Origin of the sequence: Alkalibacterium iburiense, from assembly GCF_039521845.1 — a bacterium.
Classification (GTDB): domain Bacteria; phylum Bacillota; class Bacilli; order Lactobacillales; family Carnobacteriaceae_A; genus Alkalibacterium; species Alkalibacterium iburiense.
Window position 1 is genome coordinate 14,263 of sequence record NZ_BAAACW010000165.1, and the last position, 13,938, is coordinate 28,200.

The following is a 13,938-nucleotide window of genomic DNA, read 5'->3' on the forward strand; positions in this document are numbered from 1 at the left end:
ACATATTATTAGCCTTTTTCAGTCTAGAATGTGTGTCTAAAACAACTTAGATACACGTTCTTAGCTTAAATCTCATTAAAGCTTGTATCTAAAAGAGTGACACTTGAGGGATATAGTCTCCTTAAGTGTCACTCTTTTCTATTATTCTGTTGTTCCAATCAACAAATAAACATCTGAATAATACTCTCCATTTTCATATTGAGATAGTTCACGAAGAATAATCTTTGCTTTAAAGGTCTCTCCTACTTCTTCAAAAGTCGCTTCTGCCAAGGACAATTCTTCTTGTTCACCTATATCCCATTGATCAAGCAAATAAGAGAAATCCATTTCATCCATCACTTCTTCTGATTCATTCTCAATTTTTATAAGAAGTTCTTTACCTATTTCGAGTAGGTACGTTTCCTGGTTACTATTTAAACTGACTTCTAACCGACGCATATCTGAAGACAGATACAAGGGTATCAGTTGATTATAATCTTCTAGGGGAATAATCGTTTTACCCTGATTCCAGTCTGAGACCGTAATCCAAGAAGGATTCATACCGTAGCCATAATGATTGTCATCTGGATCAAAACCAAACAATGTATACACATTTGAATAACTGCTGTTTTGAAAATCATCAGGGATAAAGGACACTCTATCTAATGCATTTATTTCAATCAGGTAATTAGCAGACGATAGGATTTCTTCCTGATCCTCTTTTGGAACAGAATCTTGTTTCACCACTTCATCATTTTCTAACATGTTGTTTCTTTCCAACGCTGACTCTAATCGACTGACTTGGTTTGATACAGATAGGGATAAAGCATCAATAGGTGGAACTAAAGCAATCATTCCTGCAATTGTTGCGACTAAAGGCAGGAGTTCCAATTTTTGTCTCTTGAGAATATAGAAAACGCCACAAATAATAGAAGCTAGCCCAAATAATAGGATTAAATAGCGTCCATGAGTCATTCCCACTTCACCTATTTGAATAGTGGAAGCAATCATTTGAAAGACAATGACTAGTAGTAATAATATCGGGAAAAACCGTTTAAACCCTTTAACAATCGGTCGGTCAATGCCTGCAGATAAAATAAGCAGGATCCATCCTGAGATAGCATAGCTCAACAGTAAAGGCTCAAGCAAGGAGTCATTAAAGAAGTCTCCACCTAGATTCGTCATGATATACAATAAAATAATCGCTGAATATAAGACCATTACTGGAACCAGTATCCACGAAACAAGATGACTTAATAGTTTTGGTGTCTCAAATACATAAGACGATGATTTGTTTTCTTTATAATCAGGAATTAAATACAAGAAAAATACCGGCCAAAAGAAATTAAACACAAGAACGCTACTATAGGTATACCAATTGTCACCAGCTGGTGCGATTAGCATTTCAAACAGTATAAAGGTAAACATAATGCCTAAACATAATACGACTGAAAAAAATAGACTGATAAAAAAGGCTTTAAATACTGCTAAAAAGCTTTCTTCAAAAGTAAGTGTCGATTTAAGTGACGGAATCCATATGAATACAATCGCTAAGGTGAAAAATAAAATCATTGAGCGAATACCAGGTATGGAATAAATAGGCCAATTAGAATTCAGATCGGTAGAAAAATGCAAATAAAGATAATATAAAAGACCGAAAATGACACCGATTCCATTTAATATAATTCGCTTTGTTTTATTTTGATTATAAAATCGTTCGTATAGTAATTCAGCAATGGCCGAAAGCAATGCCGTTATACCAAGAGTCAACTGTACTGTCTGATTACCAAACAAGAAACCCTGAGTCGTTAACGAATCTATTGTCATCACCAATAGCAAACTAATAGTCAGTGGAAAGCGTAAAACTAAATATTGAAACCCAGTTACATACTTTTTAGATTGACCAATTATCTTCATGATGCTTACCCCGCTCTCTTTTGAGCCAATTATATGCCTCTTTGTCAGTAAACACAATATCAAAGAGGACACGGTTAAGTCTTAATTTTAAAAATTGTTATTTTTCATCCAGTCTGTTAGGCTTAGTTTATAGATGAGAGACAGTTAAAAGGAGGGGTTAAATTGCGTTTAAAGAATCATAAAGTTATTTCGTTAGTCGATCACGATTTTGATGATCTAGAACTATGGTATCCTGTTCTCCGTTTACGAGAAGAAGGCGCCCAGGTGGATTTTGTCGGTCCAGAAGCCAATACAGAATATATTGGAAAAGATGGGGTGCCGGCTGAATCTGATTATGCTTTTTCAGATGTTAACCCAGAAGACTATGATGCGGTTATCGTTCCAGGTGGATGGGCTCCGGATAAATTGCGTCGTTATCCAGAAGTCATTAATATCGTTAAACACATGAATGATAACAACAAAGTCATGGGACAAATTTGCCATGCTGGTTGGGTATTGATTTCTGCTAATGTATTAGAAGGAAAAACCGTTACTAGTACTCCAGGAATTAAAGATGATATGACAAATGCTGGCGCAACCTGGGTGAATGAACCCGTTGTGACAGATGGTCAGCTCGTTTCAAGTAGAAGACCACCTGATTTACCTGAGTATCTTCCTGAACTTATTAAAACGATGGAGAAGTACCATCGTTAAGAAGAAGTAAAAATTATAAAAATTAACACCTCATCATCAATACTGGAGTCATTTACTTTTCGGAGCTCTGAACACATGGTGGGGTGTTTGTTTTAAAAGGAAGGGCTACTATGACGAAACCTAAAATTTATTCAATGAGCTTTGCAAAAGTTTACCCACTTTATATTAAAAAAGTAGAGAAAAAAGGACGTACCAAAGAAGAAGTGGATAGTATTATTCGTTGGTTGACTGGTTATTCTCAAGAGCAATTGGAAAATCACATAGACAAAGAAACAGATTTTGAAACATTCTTTGAAGAGGCGCCTGAATTAAATTCTTCTAGAAGGTTAATTACGGGCGTCATCTGTGGCGTTCGTGTGGAAGAGATTGAAGAGCCAACTATGCAAGAAATAAGATATATGGATAAGTTAATTGATGAACTCGCAAAAGGAAAACCAATGGAGAAAATCTTAAGATAGCAAACACACGAATTCTTTTTAAATAGAATTCGTGTGTTTTTATATATTTAATTCGAATAAGCAGCGACTATCTGGTCAACCTCTGCTTGAGTAATGTCTTCCTCTGTTCTTTTTTCTTTAGCTAATTGAAGGAAGTCATCTATTTTTTCTTTCTCTTTCTCACTCAACTCTTTGTATTTATCTTGATGTTTAAAGGCATTCACTTTTCCAATTAATTGGTCCAACCTTTGGAAGTTGACTGTTTCTTCTTTGACTACTACATCAAAAGTAAACTCATGGTGTCGATGAGTGACGGTAAGAGTCTGTACTCCGATTTGATTTTTATTAAAAGAACTCATACTAAAAAATTGAGAATCCGTCAATGATACATCATAATCCGTCCCATCAGCGTAGTGAATCGTCACTACGCCCTCTGATAGGTTCAATGATTCTCCTTTTAAATAAGTCGTTCTAGGTTTTTGAACAAGTTCGAGATAAGCTATTTCTTTCGTCTCAAAATCTATGGGTTGGTGATCAACAACTAACGGCAACTCACTCTCAACCCCTGCATAAGAAACTGATAACCGCTGTTTTCCCTGCTGCTTGTTATCAAGTGTTTCTACAACAACTAAGATGTTATCTAATCGAACAGTTTCATGAGATTCGTCAGAATAATTGAGTCTTAAATAATGCTCAGATAAATCGAGTGGTTGGGCCTGGTTCACTAGGACGCTGGCAGAATTTTCTAATGTCACGTTCTCTAAGCTTCTGGCAGACTTCTGATAAGGAATAGCCAGTATATGACTGAAATCTAAACCGGCTTGCTGAGAGTGGTAGTAAACAAGACCGGATTCTTTTTCTAAAGTCACCTGATGGAAAACGACTTGTCCATGAGAATTCACCAAACCTTCAGCCAACTGATTTTCAGCTTCTTTATCACTGTACAAATAAACTTTTGACCCTTCTATTCCATTTGATAATGCAACAGAATAGTCATTTTCTTTAATATAGCTGGTTTTTGCAGTAGTCATTGGAAGGTTTTCGCTTTCGCTGTTAATCGATTCGTACATCTTCCAATTGTAAATGCGAATCCCACCCCAAGGTGATCCGTTATCGGCTGTTAAAATATTCAAGCGCCATTCCTGAGCAGTAATCGGTTCATCCAAAATGACATCCGTTATATGTTCATTGACATTATGCCTTTTTACGGCAATTTTCCATTCAGCTGTTTCCAAGTCTTTGTATTCTAAGTTAAAGTCTTTCGTGTTCATTGACCCATCATCAGCTGCTTCTCCACCTGCCCCAGCATGCTCGACGACCCAGCGAACGACCTGACGTGGGTGATTAAACTGAACGTCAACATTTTCTGTTCGGTTAGAAGAATACCATTTGTCTGAGTTATTATTTATCGTTCCCGTCAAAATGTTTTTAGGATTTTCGGTACTGGCTGGATCAATATAACTAGTTACTATAGCTTCAGTCATAATATTACGAGATTCTTCTTTTGGAAGTGTCGTATCAGTGGTTTCCATCCCCCAGTCAAATGATGTAATGAAGGGTTCTGACCGAACGCCATTTTCTCCAACTGCTAGTACTTTCAACTCCTGTTTTGTGCCAGTCGCCTCTTTCGAACGGCTAATCTGCGACAAATAAATAATGGAAGAGCTGCTCGCATTCAAAAATGCCCAATTGCTTCCATTAGCTTGGTAAACTTCGTAGTGCTTAGCACCCTTTACAGGTTTTACGTTTATAATAGCTTCTGCTTCTTGAGCATTGAACAACAGACTGCTCACTATTTCACTCTCTACAGGAGCAGCCACAGCAGAGTCATCGCTATAAAAAGTCAGCTCACCTAAGTTTAGCTTATAGTCAGAAACGGTTTGATCTGACCTTAGTCCTAATTTAATAGCGTAAATAGTCTGCCCTTCTAAATCTCGTAATGCAAGGACTTGCTTTCTCCAGTCATCCGAATGTTCTAAAGCGTAATACTTAAATGAGTCTTCTGAGTAGGTCGAGTCTGTACTCAGACCAATCTCAACAATCACTGCTTGATTATCTTTAAAAGTAACTTTTAATTTAGTCTCTTTTTCTACCTCAAACCCAGTCGAGTATAACATAACATCGCTCTGACCATTAGTATCAAAACTTCCTTCAAACGCAAGCGAAGTTCCTCCGTTAAAGGCTTCATCAAAATCATAGCGTCCTTTGACAGTCGCCTCTTTGTTATCTATCCACCAGCGCCATGTAGGTAAAACTTCTTGAATACCTCGGCTGTTCCACGAGTTGTTCGTCATCTTTTTCCCGTCCACAAACCAAGCTTTTCCATGACCTGTATTAAAAGACGTATGAAAGTGAGGCGTTAAAATCGGGGTGTTGTCTACAACAAAGCGCGACATACCAGACCATTCGTATTCATCTGCTTCTGTAGCGGGATTGCCACCAAAGCCTGTCCAGAATTTATCCGCTTCTACATGGAAATCTTCCCCATCTTCAGCGATTCCCATCACACTGTCTGGAATAAATAAGCCGAGGGATAGTTTCGTTTGACCGTCTCCGCCAAAAAGCGCATGCTTTTTCTGATTCGTATTGTAGTAGCCACCCGCTTGAAGTTCCCAACCAGCATATGCATCATATGGTGATCGTTCGATGTTTTTCATATGTTGAACTGTTGATTCTACTTTAGCTGGATTCCAGTTGAAATTCATAAAGAACTCATCTGTCGGATTTATCTGATTTTTACTTGGTTTAACGTATAAATCATTACTGGCATTAACAGCATCATGGTGAAAACGAGAGCCGTCATTGTCCATTGAATCATACCATGATATATGAATAGGATAGTTTGCTTCTTTTGCTTGTCTTTTTAAATAGAGAAGAAACTGACGAAACTCTTCGCCATAGCCTTCGTCTGCTGGCATGGCAGATTCCTGATTGATAAAGTAACCATCAAACCCGTAAAACTCAGCTATTTTAATTAATTTGTGTGCGACTGGATATTTGCCAGCCTTATCTTTTTGTAAAAAGTAGCGCACATTATCCTGATCTTTTTCTGCAGTGGACCAGTTGAAAAAGAGTGTCCCAAATACAGGCACCCCATTTCGGTGACCAGCATCAATCACATCCGGTGTTGGAACTAAACCATCCCAAAAGACAAGCGATTCAACATACTGCCAGTAATCAAAAGCATAGATGTCCATCGTTTCGCTTCCACCTACTGCAGAGTACGTTTCAGAGTTAGATCCCATTAATGCCAGAGATTGAATCTTTGCTTCTGTGTTTGCTAAAGGATTAATCTTGTATCCTTTTTTACGATCAGCCAAAGGTGTGCTGCTTTTATAAATAGCGTGACTGACAGCCTCAATAGGTTTCCATTCTAAAATGGTGTTGATTCCTATTTTGACACCTTTAGGACGAATCGTTTCTGGCAACGCATTAAATAGTTCTTTTTCAAATGGATTCGTTAATTGTTTAGTCTCTTTATCCAAGTCTCATTCTCCTTTGTATTTGTTCCCTTAAGACTTAGTATAGGAGAAGCTAAATCAATTCAACATATGTAATCGTTTTATAACGAGGTCAAATTGTGTATTTTCACTACTTTTTGGGAAGTGGTGTAAATCAATTTGTTTTTGTTACGGATTGAACCTTAGTATAATAGAAGAAAAGAAAGGCTGTGTTGAGATGGAAGTTATTTTAGTCAGACACGGAATTGCGGAAGATAAAGATTTACGTGATGATGATTTAAAAAGGCATTTAACAGACGAAGGAGTAGAAAGAATTAGACAGTTGATGCCTCAACTATCTGAAAAAATCCAACCGATTGAAGATAGAAATGTATTGATCTGGTCAAGCCCAGCCAACCGAGCGATGGAAACAGCTCATGTTATTGCTCATGAATTTTTCATCGAAAACAGTAGCATCCATGATTTCCTTTATGAAGGAGAGTTTAATTCTTTTTCAAAACAGTTATCAAAAGAATTAGGTGAAGACAATAAAGACACAACTTTATTTGTAGTCGGTCACCAGCCGTCTATAGGTCAGTGGTACACACACTTAACAGGTGACATGCTGAAAATAAAAAAAGGGATGTTTTTAAGCATAGATGTGCAAAGTGTCACACCTATCGTAGCTAATCCGAAATGGACTTTGCGTCCTTAAATAAACAACCACGGATTCCTTGTTATCGGAATCCGTGGTTGTCCTTTTTAATAGTCTTTCACCGCAAAACATCTGGATTGTTGGTTGATATATTTGGGCTCCCACTCTATACCCAGCTTACTCCAGCTTGTCTCACCTGCTCCTAATTGAAAAACACCGTGATTGGTTAAAGCGAAAAAGACGTCTTCCTCTACAGGATCAGCTGCTAGAACTTGTGTGTAGGCTCCTTTTGTAGGTAAGCCTTCAGATGTTTCTCTCCAAGCGTTATTTCCTATTTTACGAAACACAGTCGAATAAATTGCGCCATGAGCCTCTCTTGCACTTTTAGAAGCAGATACTAAGCGATCATTTGGATTTTTTGGGTTAATCACCATATGATACAAATAAGTGAGGTCTCCTAACCCTTCATTCATATACATCCACATTTTCCCATTGTCCAAGCTCTACGCATACCCTTTATCACCTGAAGCCGAGTACAATCTCCCAGATGATTCTGGATGTGCCAATAATGTATGGGTGTCTTTTGGACTGTCTTCCGGTCTATCTTTCCATGTTTCTCCACCGTCTTCTGTTCGTATAAAAGCCCCAGCTTCAATAGACACACCCATGTGATTTGAATTTGAAATACTTGGAGTAATCCACCGGACAAAATGTGTTTCAGGACGAGGAGGAAAGCGCCAATTTTCTTTAGAAGGCAGGTACTGAATTTCCTTGAATTCATTCCAGGTTTCACCTATATCTTCTGAATAATAAAGATGACTCGGTTCAGTTCCAGCATAAACTACACCATTCCTATCAACTGCCACAGCTGTGACTTTAGACGAATGAATGTCTTCTTGTCCGATTTGGTTCCAACTTTCTCCACCATCTTCACTTTTGAAAAGACCATCACCATTTGTAGTACAATACACGCATTTTTCATTTTGAGGATCAAAAGCTAAACGATTCGGGTGCATTCCTTTTAAATGTGAAGTGGTTTCATAACTATTGGCTGTCTCTTTAACAATAAGCAATTCAGTTTTCATACCTAAATAGAAAAATCTCATTAGTCATCCCCCATTACAGTTTTCATCTTAATTCCATTATCATTGAAATAAGAGGTTATGACAAAAAATATGATTGAAAGTTGTATATAGGCTCCCTTAAATACATTTGATGTTCTTTTTACGGTGACTATATAGTTAATTTTATGGTTTTTCCGCATTTTCCTTTTTCTTTTTATAAAACACTGAGTAGTCATAGAGGATTTAAAATCGAACAATCAATATCTTCACTTTCTATTGCTATAGCGATTAATCCATCTTCTGTTCGTGTTTCATGCCATTCATTTTTATCCCAAAATACTGCTGATCCACTATTTACCTCTACAATGTTACCATTTTTCCCTTTCACTAGTCCTTTTCCATTTATAATTAAAAAAAGTTGAGGAGTAGTCGCTTGATGAAGACCGATTATTCCATTTTCACCTAAATGCATACATGAAATTTTCACAGGTTGATTAGATTGAATGATTTTTGACAAGTAAAAGTTAGAATTAAATTCAGTAATTTTTAGGCCTGTATCTTTGGTAAGTTTGAAAAACTGCATAGTGCATCTCCTTTTTTCAGTTATATAATATTTTTTAATAGGATATTATTCATGTATAGACATTGTATCAAGTCATTTTCTTTTAGAATAAATGTCTTTCACAAACGCTTCCTTAAAATCTGTATATTCTTCTATTCCTTCACTTTTTCCATCGGTAAAATTCAATTTAATTCTTTCATACTCTTTTTTTGCATCATCCTTAGCATTAAGGTAGTCTCTGAAAAAAATCCGGTTATGCCAAAAGTCGCTGTTTATATCAGTCAAATGAATATAATGAGTCCTTATTTTAAATGTTTCATCTGTAAATTTTGCAAATACGATTTCGTCTTGACGGTTCACTCTTAATCGATAAAAACCACACGTTCTTAGCTCTTTTTCCAGTTCAGTGGTATCACTTTCTATAGAATCTACACCTACTAAGATATCTATAATCGGTTTAGCCAATATTCCTTTTATTGCTGTGCTGCCTATGTGTTCGATTTGGTTGTCAGTCAAGGATGTATGTTCGAGTAAGTTCTTTTTCACACTTTTAAACTCATCTTCCCAAGCATTATCATGTTCTACTAATCGTACTTCATTTCTTCCTGTCCCTAACTCCATACTTTTTCTCTCCTTTATACATTGAATAATCTCAGTATATAGTCAAAAAGCTAACAATTGCAGTCTTATATTGACTTTTTTGGTATGGTATAATGGATATACAGAAAAATATGACAGCTGAGACTCCCTGTATTAAAAACATAGGGAGCTTTTTTGATTATAAATCTCTAAGCGTGCAGTTCAGAAAAGTCTTTTTTTGCTGAACTGAACTTTTAATGAAAAAAGTAGAGTTCAGCCTTGTCATTTACGAATGAACTATAAATTTAACAAAAAAAGTGTAGTTCAGGTTTTTATAAAAACTCTGAACTACACTTTTTTTACTATAATCCATTTTACTAATAATTTTATACATGAGAACTCCATAAACTCAGGTGTTTTCCTTCTTTTTAAATGCTTCCATCAATTATAATTAACTCGGTCATTTGTTAACATTATTAATAAATTCTTCAAAATCATCTAAATGATTCTCTATTATTTTTTGTAAAATCATCAAATTAATCTCCTGATAGTTATGAACGGCAATATTTCTGAAACCCATCATGCCTTTAATTCTTTTCAAAATTTCCTGGCTTATAACATTATTTTTATATAATACTTCAAAAGCGTCTATGCTATTTTGAGGTATGCCTAGCTTATTTATGGAAACAAGATACATAGCTATATCAATAGTTGCTTCAACTGCTCTTTGGAAATTAAGTACTATCGAGTCTTGCTTAGTATAAGCCTATAGATTTTTTGGGTTATCGTCGTAAACTTCCCTAATTCTTATTAAACATCTTTCAATGATACTCATCTTATTGTACAAAATGTCTTTATCCATATATGTTTCCATCCTCATCAATAGCATCTAATATAATTTGTCTTTCTTCATTCAGTCTCGTATATTTTTTAAATGCTAAGATATCAAAATTCGCCATCTTATATTCGTCATTACAGTATAATACCTCTTTCGTTCCAACTACCTGAGCAGTAAAAACGGTGCTGATGTCTTTTAGATGAACGATTTGAACCTCTCTTTTCACTTCAAATGCGAGGGAGCTAGCCGACATCAATAAGGTATAAGGATCGATTATATTTTCAGTATAAATAGCTAAGTCGATATCACTATCGTTTCGTCCTTCTCCCTTAGCAAATGACCCAAAGAGATAAATAAATGTCGGGTTAAATTCATCTATTAAGAACTGGACTATTTTATATTTAGTTGCTTTTGATAGCTTCATGACTTCAACTCCACTCTTATACTTTTAGGATTCAGTTTTTTAGTGAAGACACGTATTTATTTATTAATATCCTACACTTGTACAATAATAATATACCAAAAACGGCTTCCATACTTCACTTCAATCTTTTACAGTTCATGATAGGTGATAAAACAAAGAAAAGTGTCGTTCACGTTCTTCTTACTGATACTTTTGTATTAATGACTCTGTAACGCCAAGTCTTCTAAATTTTTATATGCCGTTCACTTTTCTATAACGAGTTAATCGCTGCTCATCCAGCTCCCCCAACTCTACCGCCTTTTTAACTGCACACTTAGGTTCTGACAGATGGTGACAGTCACGGAATTTACAGTCTTTCGCAAGGTCTATAATGTCTGAAAAAAGAGTGTCTTCTTTTGTTTTCTTCGTAGTCGCTATGCTTTTTATTCCTGGTGTATCAATAATGTAACTTCCCGTATCTGGTATAGGGATAATGGTCGAATACGTCGTTGTGTGTTTCCCTTTACCATCCACTCGTACCTCATTCGTTTTTTCTCTGTGAGTACCAACTAGTTTGTTAATAATCGTCGACTTCCCCGCTCCGGACGCTCCAATTAAAATAGTAGTCGTACCAGGTTTTAGTTTCTCCTTTATTTCGTCAATGCCACTTTCTTTTAATGCACTCACCCTTAGAATGTCTAACTCTGGGTAAACAGCTGCAATTTGACTGACTAAATAATCAGCCTGTTCAGAAAAATCAGACTTCGTAATAAGTACTGTCTGTTTTATATTATACTCAGTGAAAGTCACAAGATAACGCTCCAACTTAGATAATGTAAATCGCTGATCTGTCGAAAGTGTTAAAAATACATGATCAACATTTGATGCGACGAGCTGTTCTTTCTCTTGCACTTTCCTTGTCTTTTTAGCCTGACTTTTTGCTTTGGATAAAACGTTTTTTCTCTTGAAACATTCCTTTATCCACATATGTTCCTCTGTTTTTTCTAAAGACACAAAATCTCCTACAACATACGTTGACGTTAGTGCCCCTTTCTTTTTATCGCTTTTGGAAAGTTTTTGTTTTACTTGGTCGTAAATGCAGTCCGTTGTTGCAACGGAATAGGTATGATGCGTTTGTTTCACGATACGTCCAATTAACTCATCTTCTAGCTCCATTTTGTTTTTAAATTCAGCAACCCCAAAATCATTTACTATTTTCATTGAAAACCGCCTTTTTATAATTGATAAATTGTGTCAAACTTCCCTCTTAATTCCTCACTTACATGATGACTCACTATAATCACTGTAAGATTAGATTCCATTAAATAATCCTCTATTTCTTTAGCCGACTGTTCATCTAGTGAAGCCGTTGCTTCATCAAACAACACAACCTCTTTCCCACTGGCTAATCCTCTTGCTAAAGCAATGCGTTGTTTTTGACCCCCAGAAAAGTTTTTTCCATTCGTCTCCACTAATGTTTCAAGGCCTTCAGTTAAGGTATGAACAAAAGGAGTTAATCCCGCTTTATCAATAGCATTCTGAATTATTTCAGGAGCAATAGACTGGCTTAAAGTTATGTTTTCTTTTAAAGAAATATTAAATAAATGAGGTGACTGTTCCAGATAGATTATTTGGTCTCGAATACTATCCATATTTAAGTCCCTGTAATTCAAATCATCTATAAAAATAGTTCCTGAGTAATCTTCTAGCTTCCCTGTTAATAGATTCAAAAGAGTAGACTTTCCTGTACCTGAAGCTCCGAACACCCCAATCTTTTCTCCTTTTTTAAAAGAAAATGTTTTGCTTTGAATGACTGGTTCTTTCATCTTGGTATAGCGGTAAGAAACATCCTCCATTCTGATTTCTCTAGAGAGGGATTCTGCATTTGGTTTATCCTTTTCATAAATGTCTATCTTTTCAAATTTATCAAATATAGGTTGAACGGTCTTCAATTCTATGAGATTCGCACTTAACCCCGTTAAACTTGCAAAAATATTAGCTGCGAAATATTGCGTTCCATTCATCGCACCAACTGGCACTAAACCTTGGATATATAGAAAACCAGTTTGCGCGATAACTATGATTTGACTAAACAAACTAGCACCATTTGTACTAGCTGACATCAAGCCTGATACTTTTGCATAAGCTATTTTTTTTGATGCTAGTTCCTCAGAAGCGCCTCTAGCTTTTGAGACGATAAACTGGCGAAGATTCATCATGAATAAGGAGGAATACCCGTTCATAACATCCCCCATTTTCGTCGTCATTTGTTCATCACCTTGAGTCATCTCAGTCATACGCTCATTCATTCGTTTTGAGAATAGCTTTGGTGTATTTAACACTATCAGAGCTAAGATACTTATCGTGATTAGCAACGAGTAATGGAAATTAATGATCGCTACAATACTAAATAACACTGTAAACAGTTGGGTAACAATCATAGATAACGTACCGAATCCATAGTAATTAATCGTTGTAATGTCGTTAGTTAACCAGGAAACGTACGTGCCTTCTGAATGCTTTTCATAATCTGAATAGGTATAATGAGCAATCCGATTAGTGATATCCTCTCTCATAGATATATTCATAGCCTCAAGAGCTTTAGAGTAAGAGACAGTCTGCATATATATTTGAAGACACCAGACCAGAAAAACACCAAGCATGATCAGCATCCACTGAATAAAGGATTGAAAATCCAACTCGACTAAAGCTGTCAGTGCATTTGCTGAAACCCATCCCCACCCAACTGTCACCGCTGACCCTACTATTATCCAAAAAAGCACGATGCCATTTTTTTGCCAATGTTGCTTTAAATATTTTTTTAGTGAAATAATCATTCTCCGTTCATCATTTTATATTTTGTTGATTTTTTAAAACTAGTTTTCAGACAATCTATTTGTGAAGTAATTTAATAGTATCATCACGTTATGATTAGTGATGATTTATTTAGTATGCTGGAAATTTTCTAATCCTTCACACTTAATTCTCTCCTTATACGTAAATTGTTTTTACTCCAGCCATAATAGTCAAAATTATCCATCACCTTATCTATCAGTTCTGCGCCCTCGTCTGATTGAGAGATTGAGGATAAAACAATTCCTTTGAAATAATTTAGTTTTTCCTGTTCAAAAGCTAGAAAAGACCCTTTTAATTCTTCTTCAGCTTTTCTTATCCAGTATTCTAATGCGTCACTGTTACAGTGGATGATGTTAAACTCAATAACATTTAATAAAAAAGTAATATACTCTTGTTTCATGATCCCCATATCACTCAGTTTATTTAACTTCTTCTCAACTAAGTGTTGTGTTTTGCAAGATAAATGTTTAGAAAATTGCAATGAAAAGTTAAGAACTTTGCCAACCACTTTTAGT

At 35.9% G+C, this 13,938-nt stretch carries 13 protein-coding genes and 1 pseudogene; 3 read left to right on the forward strand and 11 right to left on the reverse strand.

Annotated elements, in window-relative coordinates; all coding sequences use genetic code 11:
• Nucleotides 1-141: 141 nt before the first annotated feature.
• Nucleotides 142-1,896 carry a DUF4153 domain-containing protein gene (locus tag ABDZ53_RS12380; RefSeq protein ID WP_343756972.1) on the reverse strand — a complete coding sequence of 585 codons (1,755 nt, stop codon included), beginning with the start codon at nt 1,894-1,896 and terminating at the stop codon, nt 142-144.
• Nucleotides 1,897-2,058: 162 nt separating this feature from the next.
• On the opposite strand from ABDZ53_RS12380, the gene ABDZ53_RS12385 reads away from it, so the two are divergent.
• A complete protein-coding gene (locus tag ABDZ53_RS12385; RefSeq protein WP_343756974.1) occupies nt 2,059-2,589 on the forward strand; it encodes a type 1 glutamine amidotransferase domain-containing protein in 531 nt (176 codons plus the stop codon).
• A gap of 110 nt (nt 2,590-2,699) precedes the next feature.
• Nucleotides 2,700-3,047 carry a DUF2200 domain-containing protein gene (locus ABDZ53_RS12390; protein WP_343756976.1) on the forward strand — a complete coding sequence of 116 codons (348 nt, stop codon included), beginning with the start codon at nt 2,700-2,702 and terminating at the stop codon, nt 3,045-3,047.
• Between the two features lie 47 nt (nt 3,048-3,094).
• Here ABDZ53_RS12390 and ABDZ53_RS12395 read toward each other — a convergent pair whose 3' ends face one another.
• The gene (locus ABDZ53_RS12395) at nt 3,095-6,511 is read right to left on the reverse strand and encodes an endo-beta-N-acetylglucosaminidase (RefSeq protein WP_343756978.1); all 3,417 of its coding nucleotides are present in this window, start codon (nt 6,509-6,511) and stop codon (nt 3,095-3,097) included.
• 193 nt (nt 6,512-6,704) lie between these two features.
• Here ABDZ53_RS12395 and ABDZ53_RS12400 point away from each other — a divergent pair, with 193 nt between their 5' ends.
• The gene (locus tag ABDZ53_RS12400; protein WP_343756980.1) at nt 6,705-7,181 is read left to right on the forward strand and encodes a SixA phosphatase family protein; all 477 of its coding nucleotides are present in this window, start codon (nt 6,705-6,707) and stop codon (nt 7,179-7,181) included.
• A gap of 47 nt (nt 7,182-7,228) precedes the next feature.
• Here the strand turns inward: ABDZ53_RS12400 and ABDZ53_RS12405 are convergent, their stop codons facing one another.
• From ABDZ53_RS12405 to ABDZ53_RS12445, 9 genes and pseudogenes are all read right to left on the reverse strand, one after another.
• Entirely contained in the window at nt 7,229-7,594 is a 366-nt protein-coding gene (locus ABDZ53_RS12405) for a hypothetical protein (protein WP_343756982.1), read from the reverse strand.
• A gap of 30 nt (nt 7,595-7,624) precedes the next feature.
• Entirely contained in the window at nt 7,625-8,227 is a 603-nt protein-coding gene (locus ABDZ53_RS12410; RefSeq protein WP_343756984.1) for a WD40/YVTN/BNR-like repeat-containing protein, read from the reverse strand.
• 190 nt (nt 8,228-8,417) lie between these two features.
• Nucleotides 8,418-8,768 (reverse strand): cupin, encoded by a 351-nt coding sequence (locus ABDZ53_RS12415; protein ID WP_343756986.1) that lies wholly within the window; start codon nt 8,766-8,768, stop codon nt 8,418-8,420.
• A 72-nt stretch (nt 8,769-8,840) separates the two neighbouring features.
• Entirely contained in the window at nt 8,841-9,368 is a 528-nt protein-coding gene (locus ABDZ53_RS12420) for a GrpB family protein (protein WP_343756988.1), read from the reverse strand.
• A gap of 418 nt (nt 9,369-9,786) precedes the next feature.
• A pseudogene (hepT, locus tag ABDZ53_RS12425) lies at nt 9,787-10,077 on the reverse strand (type VII toxin-antitoxin system HepT family RNase toxin); the annotation flags it as partial.
• Between the two features lie 103 nt (nt 10,078-10,180).
• Nucleotides 10,181-10,588, reverse strand: coding sequence for a type VII toxin-antitoxin system MntA family adenylyltransferase antitoxin (mntA, locus tag ABDZ53_RS12430; protein ID WP_343756990.1), 408 nt, complete (start codon nt 10,586-10,588; stop codon nt 10,181-10,183).
• A gap of 231 nt (nt 10,589-10,819) precedes the next feature.
• Entirely contained in the window at nt 10,820-11,788 is a 969-nt protein-coding gene (gene rsgA, locus ABDZ53_RS12435) for a ribosome small subunit-dependent GTPase A (RefSeq protein ID WP_343756992.1), read from the reverse strand.
• Between the two features lie 14 nt (nt 11,789-11,802).
• Nucleotides 11,803-13,404, reverse strand: coding sequence for an ABC transporter ATP-binding protein (locus ABDZ53_RS12440; RefSeq protein WP_343756994.1), 1,602 nt, complete (start codon nt 13,402-13,404; stop codon nt 11,803-11,805).
• A gap of 128 nt (nt 13,405-13,532) precedes the next feature.
• Nucleotides 13,533-13,938: hypothetical protein (locus ABDZ53_RS12445; RefSeq protein ID WP_343756996.1), on the reverse strand; the 406-nt coding region annotated here is incomplete at its 5' end.

Bases quoted from the DNA above. Each gene is read 5' to 3' on its own strand.
- mntA (WP_343756990.1), bottom strand. From the start codon at position 10,588: ATGAAGCTATCAAAAGCAACTAAATATAAAATAGTCCAGTTCTTAATA.
- ABDZ53_RS12405 (WP_343756982.1), bottom strand. From the start codon at position 7,594: ATGAATGAAGGGTTAGGAGACCTCACTTATTTGTATCATATGGTGATT.
- ABDZ53_RS12410 (WP_343756984.1), bottom strand. From the start codon at position 8,227: ATGAGATTTTTCTATTTAGGTATGAAAACTGAATTGCTTATTGTTAAA.
- ABDZ53_RS12390 (WP_343756976.1), top strand. From the start codon at position 2,700: ATGACGAAACCTAAAATTTATTCAATGAGCTTTGCAAAAGTTTACCCA.
- ABDZ53_RS12415 (WP_343756986.1), bottom strand. From the start codon at position 8,768: ATGCAGTTTTTCAAACTTACCAAAGATACAGGCCTAAAAATTACTGAA.
- ABDZ53_RS12400 (WP_343756980.1), top strand. From the start codon at position 6,705: ATGGAAGTTATTTTAGTCAGACACGGAATTGCGGAAGATAAAGATTTA.
- ABDZ53_RS12380 (WP_343756972.1), bottom strand. From the start codon at position 1,896: ATGAAGATAATTGGTCAATCTAAAAAGTATGTAACTGGGTTTCAATAT.
- ABDZ53_RS12420 (WP_343756988.1), bottom strand. From the start codon at position 9,368: ATGGAGTTAGGGACAGGAAGAAATGAAGTACGATTAGTAGAACATGAT.
- rsgA (WP_343756992.1), bottom strand. From the start codon at position 11,788: ATGAAAATAGTAAATGATTTTGGGGTTGCTGAATTTAAAAACAAAATG.
- ABDZ53_RS12440 (WP_343756994.1), bottom strand. From the start codon at position 13,404: ATGATTATTTCACTAAAAAAATATTTAAAGCAACATTGGCAAAAAAAT.